The organism is Sphingobium sp. ba1 (assembly GCF_000743655.1).
In the GTDB taxonomy this organism is placed as follows: Bacteria; Pseudomonadota; Alphaproteobacteria; order Sphingomonadales; family Sphingomonadaceae; genus Sphingobium.
The window spans coordinates 803,305-812,072 of record NZ_JPPQ01000069.1; the positions used below are offsets into that span (position 1 = coordinate 803,305).

The 8,768-nt window shown below is 61.6% G+C and carries 7 protein-coding genes; all 7 read right to left on the reverse strand.

The genetic code is table 11. From position 1 onward, the window contains the following. Positions 1-118: 118 nt before the first annotated feature. Positions 119-1,192 (reverse strand): LacI family DNA-binding transcriptional regulator, encoded by a 1,074-nt coding sequence (locus tag IL54_RS06865; RefSeq protein ID WP_037474250.1) that lies wholly within the window; start codon positions 1,190-1,192, stop codon positions 119-121. Further along, positions 1,193-2,119, reverse strand: a complete 927-nt coding sequence (locus tag IL54_RS06870; protein ID WP_037474251.1) for a glycoside hydrolase family 16 protein — start codon at positions 2,117-2,119, stop codon at positions 1,193-1,195. Further along, positions 2,116-3,618, reverse strand: a complete 1,503-nt coding sequence (locus IL54_RS06875) for a tryptophan halogenase family protein (RefSeq protein ID WP_037474253.1) — start codon at positions 3,616-3,618, stop codon at positions 2,116-2,118. Before IL54_RS06875 ends, IL54_RS06870 begins: the two co-directional genes overlap by 4 nt. Next, a complete protein-coding gene (locus IL54_RS06880; protein ID WP_037474256.1) occupies positions 3,615-4,643 on the reverse strand; it encodes a cupin-like domain-containing protein in 1,029 nt (342 codons plus the stop codon). Before IL54_RS06880 ends, IL54_RS06875 begins: the two co-directional genes overlap by 4 nt. After that, positions 4,636-5,358 (reverse strand): SapC family protein, encoded by a 723-nt coding sequence (locus IL54_RS06885; RefSeq protein ID WP_037474257.1) that lies wholly within the window; start codon positions 5,356-5,358, stop codon positions 4,636-4,638. The genes IL54_RS06880 and IL54_RS06885 overlap by 8 nt, the downstream gene beginning before the upstream one ends. Positions 5,359-5,500: 142 nt before the next feature. Continuing rightward, a complete protein-coding gene (locus IL54_RS25845) occupies positions 5,501-6,826 on the reverse strand; it encodes a TonB-dependent receptor domain-containing protein (RefSeq protein ID WP_443210488.1) in 1,326 nt (441 codons plus the stop codon). A gap of 27 nt (positions 6,827-6,853) precedes the next feature. Then, positions 6,854-8,467, reverse strand: coding sequence for a TonB-dependent receptor (locus tag IL54_RS25850; RefSeq protein WP_443210490.1), 1,614 nt, complete (start codon positions 8,465-8,467; stop codon positions 6,854-6,856). Between the last annotated feature and the right edge of the window lie 301 nt (positions 8,468-8,768).

Genomic DNA, 8,768 nt, shown 5'->3' on the forward strand with positions numbered 1-8,768 from the left:
CAGATCGACGCGCACCGGCAGCAGGATGGTTAGAAGCGGGGTGTAGGCGATGGCGGCACCCGCCCAAGCGAGCGCATAGAGGAGCAGGAAGCGGCGATCGCTGCCCGCTGCTGCTTGCTTAGGCGACATCGGGCGGTGGCGCAGTCGAAGCGCGTTCGACCAGGCCCATGGGAATGATGACGGGCGCAGGCGGATCGAGCGTTACACTGGGCGCGGTGATCAGCAGTCGCACGGCCATCGCCGTCGTTTCGGCGATCGGCTGGTCCACCGCGGTCAGCGGTGGCGTGGTGAAGCGGACCAGTGGCGTGTTATCGAAACTGACCAGCGACAGGTCGGCGGGGATGGCGAGGCCTGCGTCGCGCGCCGCCTCGATCGTGGCGAGCGCCATCTGGTCGTTGCTGGCGATGATAGCCGTTGGTCGATCCACCCGCGCCAGCAACGCCTGCGCCGCGCGCAGGCCCGACGCATAGCCGAAATCGCCGGTTTCCAGCAGGGCTTCGGTAGGCAGGCCCGCCGTCGCCATTTCCGCCTGCCAGCCATCGACGCGCCAGCCCGACAGCCGATATTCGGCGGGCCCTGAAATGAAGCCGATGCGTCGATGGCCGAGGTCCAGCAAGTGCCGTGTCGCGCGTCGCGCCGCGCCCTCGTCATCCATCGACACGCGGATGCCCGCAGGCAGCGCGCCATCGTCCCGCCCTTGCGCTCCGATACGGGCATAGGGCACATGATGGCGCTTGAGCGTCGCCAATATGCGCGGATTGTCCGAATGGGGTGGGGTCAGGATCGCCCCATCGGGTTGCAGCGCCGACAGGGCTGCCCCCAGTTCGCGCTCCAGATGATCGGCGTGCGTGTCGACCAATTCGAAGATCAACCGATAGCCATGTTCGGCACATTCCAGCATGCCGCCCAGCAACATCTGGTCGACCCAGTCCGTGCCCTGCCGCGCGCGCCAGTCCGCGATCGTGCGTTCGCGGTCATTGAGCGCCAGAATGAGGTAGGAGCGCGATCCGCTCATCCGTTGCGCCGCGATCGACGGCACATAGCCCAGCCGATCGATCGACGCCTGTACCCGGTCGCGCATTTCCGGGCGGACATTGGGCTCGCTATTGATGACGCGGCTCACCGTCTGCAGGGATACGCCCGCATCTGCCGCAACATGTTTGATCGTGACTGCCAGCCGCCGTCGCGCCATTTACTGCCCATTCTCCGTCGGGGGAGTGGCGTCTTTCTGCCAGACCCGCACCCAATCGATCTGCATCGTCTTGGGAAAGCCGGTGGGATCGACGCCCTTGCTGTTGCGTCCTTCGGGCAAGTGGTCGCCGATGGCAAGGTTGAGGATGAGATGGAAGGGACGGTCGAACGGCGCGCCTGGCTTGTCGGACCCCAGGCTGTGCCATTCATGCGGCGCGCGCCGCGCAAAATCCACGCCGTCCACGCGCCAGACGATGCCGGTGGCGTCCCACTCGATTTCATAGACGTGGAAGCCATCAAGCGGGGTCGGCATGGGCGTTTCGTCGCCGATATAGCGGTTACGCGGCGGGAGGCCGCCGAAATGGATCGTTCCCAGGACACGATCTTCTATCTGTCCTGCGCAGGTGTCGCAGGAGGTGCCTAGATTGACGGCCTCCATGATGTCGATCTCGCCGGATTGCGCCCAGCCGCCATAATCCCATCCTTCGGGCAGCATCCATATGGCAGGCCAGCTTCCCTGGCCCTGCGGCAGTTTCGCGCGCACCTGCACCTTGCCATAGAGCCACGACGCTTTGCCATCGGTCGAGAGGCGCGCCGATGTGAAGGGCTTGGTTCGGGTGGCGCGCGCCTTGTCCGGCGTCGTGCGCTGGTCCTGCGGGAAGGCGGGGCCATCATGCGTTTCCTGCCGAGCGATGATGTCCAATAGGCCATTGGCGACCCGGTGGTTGGTCGCAGAGGTTGTGTAGCATTGCCGCTCTTCATTGCCGCCGCCCCAACAATTGTCGGCAAGATTCCATTTGCGCCGGTCGAGTGCCGGACCATCAAATTCATCGGCCCAGACTTTGTGCCAGCCCGGCTGTTCCGGTGCGGCGACCGCTACTTCGGCACCGGCGCACAGCAGCGTCGCGATGAGGAGGCGCGCGATCATGCCGCCACCGGCTCCTGCGCGCTGCAATAGCGCGCAATATAGGCTGCATGCTCCGGCAGATTTGCCACGGTACGGGACACTTGGTCCTTGAGCGACGCTAGAAGATGGGTCAGTTCGTCGGGCCGCAACTTGCTGGCTATAGGGTGGTGGCTTTGCGGGGTGATGCCCTGTCCCATCATGACCTGGACCCAGCTATTTTCTGCGAATAATTCTTCATTCTTGCGGAAGGCGCGGCCGGTCTGCCGGAATAATTCCATGCGGTGGGCAAGGCTGTCCGGCACCGCCATGGCTGCGCAATGGCGCCAGAAGGGCGTGTCGCGCCGATCGGTCGCTTTATAATGCAGGATCAGGAAATCACGGATCTGCTCCATGTCCGTCATCTGTTGATCGTTGAATTCTGCGATGTCGAGCGGGCTGACGGTGCCCGCGGGCAGCATCCGCAAGATGCGCAGCACGGCGCGCTGGATCAGATGGATGGATGTGGACTCCAGCGGTTCCATGAATCCGCCCGACAGGCCCACCGCCACGCAGTTGCGATGCCATTGCCGCCGCCGCGCCCCGGTGCGGAACCGGATCGGGTTGGGCTGCACCAGCTTGTCGCCTTCGACCGAGGCCAGAAGTTTTTCGAGCGCAGCGTCCGGGTTCAGGAAGCTGCTGCAATAGACGATGCCATTGCCCTGCCGATGTTGGAGCGGAATGCGCCATTGCCAGCCCGCCTCATGCGCGATGGCGCAGGTATAGGGGACGGGCGGCCGCACGCTGCTGGTCTGGATCGCCACCGCGCCATCGCAAGGCAGCCAGTGGGTCCAGTCGTCATAGCCGACATGCAGCGCGCCTTCGATCAGTAACGCGCGAAAGCCGGTGCAGTCGATGAACAGATCGCCTTCGATTCGCCGATCGCCGTCCAGTAGCAGCGCGGCAATGTCGCCGCTTTCGCTGTCGAGTTCGACCTTAGCGATGCGCCCTTCGATCCGCTGGGCGCCATCCGCTTCCGCCATCCTCCGCAGGAAGCGGGCATAAAGTCCCGAATCGAGCTGATAGGCATAGTTCATCCGGTCGTCGGGCAGATGCGCGAAGCGGCCAGCCTCCGCCGCCTTCAACTCCAGGCAATAGTCGCCATAGGGCGCGTCATGCCCTTGAGCTTGCCCGTGCATCCAGAAATGCTGGAATCCCGCCGACCAATGATCCTTGCCGGTCCCGCCGAAACTATGGAAATAGCTTTCGCCTGGCACACGCCAATTCTCGAAATTGATGCCCAGCTTGAACGTCGCCTGGGTCGCGCGCATGAAGTCGGCTTCGTTGATACCCAATATGCGATTATAGGCGACCAGCGGCGGGATGGTGCTTTCGCCCACGCCGATCGTGCCGATCTGCTCGCTTTCGACCAAGGTGACTTGCGCCACTGGTCCCAGCGTGCGGGCGAGGGCGGCGGCGGTCATCCAACCGGCCGTGCCGCCACCGGCGACGACGATGCGACGAGGCGGGGGTAGCGTGCTCATAGCGACAGGCTCCTCAACAGGAAATGATGCATGCGTTGCGCAGATTCTGCGTCGAGCGGGGCCAGCACGCCACGGCCCTTTTCCGGCAGATGGGCGCGGGCTGCCTCACCGCCCGAAAATACATAATGGTCGAACATGGCTTGCCAGATCGCGCGCTCCTCTTCGGGCAGGTCGCGGATGGTCATGATCGCATGGTGCAGCGCATTATAGGGCTGGCCCAGATAACGCGGCGTGTCGCGCCACCAATAATTCACCAATATGTTGAAATCGGCCAGCCCTTCGACATGATGATACCAGAGCGAGGGTATGAAGAGTGCATCCCCCGGCTCCAGCTCGGCAATCTGGGCGGTCGCAAGCGCATCGCGGAAACGCGGATAGGTTGCAAAATCAGGGGCCGCCAAATCGACCATGGAGATCGGCCGTCCCGCTGGGGTGATGTCGATCGGGCCAAGATAGAGATTGGCGAACTGGTCGGGCGGAAACAAGGTGAAGCGGCGACGCCCCACGGCGCGGCAGGCCAGATTATCGGGAAAGTCATTGTGCGCCGCGATGCGGTTGGCATTGCCGATCCACAGGGATGTCAATGGGGTGCGCGAACCCATCGGCATGGGGTGTACGTCGGCCAGTCCGTCGAAAAACTCCTGCATATCGACGGAGCCGAGATAGACGGTGGGGGCTTGCGCCACATCTCGTCCTTCGGCCGCATCTAATTGTGCAAAGATGTCGGACAACCTGCCTTTGCCCATGCGGAAATTGACCGCCATGGCGTCATCGTAGAACAGGCGTCCTTTGGCATCCGGCTCCGCTATCGACACCACAAAGTCGCGGTCACGCGCATGGGCCAGCAAAAAGGCGCGGGCGGCGCCATACGATTCCAGACCGGCCTGCACCAGCGGCCAGTCGCGCACTAGTCCCCGCACGACAAAAGGCGTATCTTCTTCCCGCAGCAAAGTATCCAGCGTTGCATCGTCGGTGGCTTGTAGCACCCTGACCGCAGGCAGGCCGACCAGAGCCGCCTCAGCCACCGGCCACTCTACGATTCTTGCGCGCGACCAGTTCGTTGAACTGCGCGATCGACGCCACCGCCATGAACAATGGCATCAAATGTCCGGCCCGGTGCAGCTCATCCAACGCGACGGCATCGAGCGCGCGCAACCGCTCCTCGTCGATGATGTGAAAGCCGACCAGGCTGTTCCGCGTTCCATCGACCAATGGCACGTCCAGCGTAAAGGGTTCGAGCAGCGCATGACGTTCCAGCGCAGCAAAGAAATCGGCGCTGGCCTGAAAGGCGGCATCCAGGTCGCCGAGCCGTTGCGCAATGCTGTCCAGCCAGGGGGAGGGCTGCCCTGCCTCGTCGAACAGGGCAACGCCTTCGTTCCCTTCATGGATGAGTCGGGGGCTGCCCATATCGACATGGACCTGCGGCGGCCTGCTGCCATCCGACGAACGGCCGATCAGGAAGGGTTGCACCGCCTGCGCCAGTGGTTTGTAGGCCGCATCCCAATGACCTGCTTCCAGAAAGAGATTTTCGCCATTGGCAAAGCCGAACAACGCCACGGCCGAGAGGGTGCCGCTTTCCAGGTCGCGCCGGAACAATATGGGAAAATGCGCCTGCGCCTGGCGGAATTCGGCGGGCATCAACAGGCAGGCCATGACGGCATCACCCAATGCCGCTCCGCTGTCGGTCCGAACACGCAGGGTGCGATGGGTCAGGGAATCAAGGATCTGGTGCTGGGTCATGACGCTCTAATGGCTCCTTGGCGGAGGTGCCGGTGTCCCGTCACATCACCGCTGTCTCTCCACCCGGCTGATGCGGGACAAGGCCGCACCGGTTCAGGTGCGGCCTTGTCCCATCGTGCCGGACTTCAATCAAGTCATCCCGTCAAAAGTTGACGCGAAGGCCCGCGCCATATCGGGCATAGCCGGGCGAAGCGAAGAAGGCGTTGTTTTCGCTACGCAGATGGCCACGGCGGCTGGCGCCGTTTAGATTGATGGCTTCGACAAAGGCGGTATAGCCCTTCTTGAACTCCCAGCTCGCGCTGGCATCCACCTGGCCATAGGCTTCGATATAGAAGGGGTTGGGACCTGTTCCGCCCAGGAACTTGTCGCGCCAGTTATAGGCGATACGCGCCTGAATACCCTTTTTGTCATAGAAGAGGACGGCGTTGGCGCTGTCCGAGAGGCCCGTCAGCGCAAATTGCGGAACGCTGGACGGCTGACTGTTGTCGTATGTCGCGTCGCCACGAACGATCGTGTAGTTCAGGATCGTGCCAAATCCCGTGTCCCAGAAATTATGCTGGATGGCGAATTCAAAGCCATAGAGATGCGCGCTCTGATCCGAGTTGATCGGGGTCGACACCTGGAAATTCACCGCACCATCTTCGGGCAGCCCCAATATCTTGCCGGTATAATTGCCGGTCGCAGGATCGAAGCTGTCGACGATGACCGAGGCCGGATAATTGGCGAAGATATAGTTGCGCAGATCGGTCGTGCTGGCATTGGCGCCCAATGCCGCGACGGCCGCCTGATAGCGTGGGCCATCCGCCGGGTTGGTCAGGCCGAACGCATCGGTGTCGATCCGGGTGCTCGAAATGAAGTTGCGCACCCGCTTGTCGAAAAATCCGACTGACAGATAGCTGGATGGCGCATAATACCATTCGGCCGACAGATCGATATTCTTCGATTTATAGGGAAGCAGGCCCGGATTGCCCTGGCTGCCGGTGCCGCCGCCGATGCGGAACAGTTGATCGACAGTACGACCACCCTGCATCGATGCATAGTCCGGGCGGGTAATGGTATGGCTATAGCTTGCGCGCAGCTTCACATTCTCGATCGGTTCGAAATCGACGTCGATGGCGGGTAGCCAATTGTCATAATCACCCCGGAAGGTGGTGAAGTCGCTGCCAGTGCCATAGGTGAGGTTGAACTCGTTGGCGGACACCCATTGCGTGCCGGTCGGGATCGGCACCAGCGCGGACGAACGGACCTTGGTCTTTTCATAGCGCACGCCCGCACGGAAATGAGCCGGACGGTTGGCAACGTCGAAGGCCAGATTGGCCTGGAGGTAAGGCGCGATGGTGCGTTCGCGGATTCGGCGATCGACCGTGAAGCTCGACAGACAATTGCCATCGCCGCCGCAGATGCCGTTCAGATCGTCGAGGAAACCGACCATCTTCTCGAAATTGAACGTATAGAATTGCTGGAGCATCGCCGCGTCGCCCGCGCCCGACAAGCCCTAGAACTTGTCCGGCAGGGTTTCGAGCGTGAAGAGGTCGTCGGACAGCTGGTCCTTCGTGGTCGATCCGCCCCATGTGTCGTTCTGGATGAAGCCGTAGGCCGACCGCACCTTGTTTTCGATATAGGTGACGCCAAAATCGAGGCTGTCGAGGATCGAGCCTTCGAAATCATAGCTGCCACGCAGCTGGCCTTCGTTGATGCGATCCTTGAAATAGGCATTGCGGAACGCATTGCCGGTCGCCTGGATGTTCCCGGCGTCCAACGCATTGATGCCCGGATGCATTTCGACCGAAATGATGGGCAGGTCGTTGGTGTAATCGACCGTCTGGCTCCGCACGCCGAACACAGCCGTGCCGACCGAGGTGCTGGTGCCATAGGGATCGTTTGCGCCCGACTCTGCCGTCGAATGATGCGCGTCGAGTTCCAGGCGCAGTCCGCCCGGCCCATCCCATGCCAGGTTTGCGCCCAGCGACTTGTTGGTCGATTGGTTTTCCACCAGCGAACCGGAATAGGACAGATCCTTGCCTTCATTGGCACCGAACTGTTCGGAATAGAATTTCGGACCGGCCACCGGACCATCGGTCCAGGCGCTCGACACATCATTGAAGTTGAACCAGATGCCGACGTTGGAATTGCGCACCTGCACGGTGTTGCGCGAATAGGTATAGTCTAACGTCGCGGTCAGATTGTCAGCGGGACGAACCTGCAACACGATCTGGCCGTTCAGCCGCTCGCGCTCGATATCATTAAGGTCGTAGCTGGCATTTTGCTGGACCTGATAGACGTCATTGGGGCCAGGGCGGTTTTCAATATTGGCAAAACGTGGATCGCCTGCCTGGGGCAGTGATCCCCAATTATTTTCGGAGCCAAGATATCCGTCGCGCCAGCCGACATTGGCCTGGTTGACGCTGGCCTTCCGCTTCTGCCACGATCCGCTGACCGCAATGCCGAACAGACCGTCGGCGAAAGTGTCGGAAATGATGCCGGATATTTCAGGCGTGATCGGGTCACCCTCATTGCGCGAGCTGTCATAGACACCCTTGACCGCGACGCTGCCTTTGAGGCCCGGCCGATCGAGAGGGCGGGGCGTCTTGATATTGATGGTCGATCCGATGCCGCCGGTGGGCAGGGTAGCCCGCCCCGACTTATAGACCTCGACGCCTGCAACGCCTTCCGATGCCAGATTGGCAAAGTCGAAGGAACGGCTGGCGGGCGCGCTCGCTCCATCGCCCAAGGTCGATGTCGGCATCTGGCGGCCATTGAGCAGCACCAGGTTGAATTCAGGACCGAAGCCGCGAACGGTCACGGTTGAACCTTCGCCGTTCGAACGGTCGATCGACACGCCGGTGATACGCTGCAGCGATTCTGCCAAGTTGGTGTCGGGGAACTTGCCTATGTCCTCGGCGGAGATGGCATCCACCACACCCTGGGCGTTGCGCTTGATGTCGCTGGCGGCATTCAAGCTCGCGCGAATGCCTGTCACCACGATTTCAGCAGGCTGTTCTTCGGTTATGCTATCCTGCGCAAAGGCTGGCTGCAGGCCCATGCTCAGCGCCAGAGCAGACGCGCCCGACACATAAGCAGATAGAATCCGAGTCTTGGAAATCGTCATTTTTATCCTCCCCGCGCCGCGAATCGGCGTCTGACGTCCTTGTTGTGAACGTTCACCTAATTGATAACGTTCACTTGGTCAACTGCTCTGCGCAGTCCATGACGATGATTTCGCGCCGTGGCCAAGGTGTGACAGCGGAGCCGCGGCATGCCGTTTCAAGGCTCGCATATATAGAGTGGGGCCACTTGGTCGCTTGGACGGGCCTGCGCGGCAAATTCAGGGCAGTGTCGTTTCTTTGTCATTTTCCTGTTGACCGACTCAGTTGGCCTGCTTAGAGGCGTGTTCACCGGACGGGGCGCTG

What these genes read in the sequence shown, in the direction of transcription:
- IL54_RS06870 (WP_037474251.1), bottom strand. Translation starts at nt 2,119, where the DNA reads ATGATCGCGCGCCTCCTCATCGCGACGCTGCTGTGCGCCGGTGCCGAA.
- IL54_RS25845 (WP_443210488.1), bottom strand. Translation starts at nt 6,826, where the DNA reads ATGCTCCAGCAATTCTATACGTTCAATTTCGAGAAGATGGTCGGTTTC.
- IL54_RS06885 (WP_037474257.1), bottom strand. Translation starts at nt 5,358, where the DNA reads ATGACCCAGCACCAGATCCTTGATTCCCTGACCCATCGCACCCTGCGT.
- IL54_RS06875 (WP_037474253.1), bottom strand. Translation starts at nt 3,618, where the DNA reads ATGAGCACGCTACCCCCGCCTCGTCGCATCGTCGTCGCCGGTGGCGGC.
- IL54_RS06865 (WP_037474250.1), bottom strand. Translation starts at nt 1,192, where the DNA reads ATGGCGCGACGGCGGCTGGCAGTCACGATCAAACATGTTGCGGCAGAT.
- IL54_RS25850 (WP_443210490.1), bottom strand. Translation starts at nt 8,467, where the DNA reads ATGACGATTTCCAAGACTCGGATTCTATCTGCTTATGTGTCGGGCGCG.